General features: G+C 59.9%; 1 protein-coding gene. It reads right to left on the bottom strand.

Annotated features, from left to right (window positions below; translation table 11 throughout):
* Positions 1-173 (bottom strand): winged helix-turn-helix transcriptional regulator (locus OU789_RS16990; protein WP_446719199.1); only part of this gene is annotated, 173 nt, incomplete at its 3' end.
* Positions 174-262 lie beyond the last annotated feature (89 nt).

Here is a 262-nt window from a genome sequence, read left to right as displayed (position 1 = left end):
ACGAAACCTTTCTTGATCGCCCGCTTCAGGTAGGCGTTGACCAGACCGAGCGCGACGCCCAGGTCGGCTGCGATCCGCCGCTGCGACTGCGCACCATCCGCCTCGAGCGAGGTGAGTAGTCCGAGCACCAGCCGGTCGCTGTCATTCTCATCGGTCGGTAGAATGCCTGCCATCACGCCTATCCCAACTGGAGAGGGCTGATAGCGCGTTCACCCAATGAACGTCAAGCGAATTCGTTCACGCGATGAACACCACAACTATC

This window comes from Halocynthiibacter sp. C4, assembly GCF_028823805.1.
Lineage (GTDB): Bacteria > Pseudomonadota > Alphaproteobacteria > Rhodobacterales > Rhodobacteraceae > Falsihalocynthiibacter > Falsihalocynthiibacter halioticoli.
Note: the sequence above shows the minus strand (reverse complement) of the source record. Positions and strands in the feature narration are given on the sequence as shown.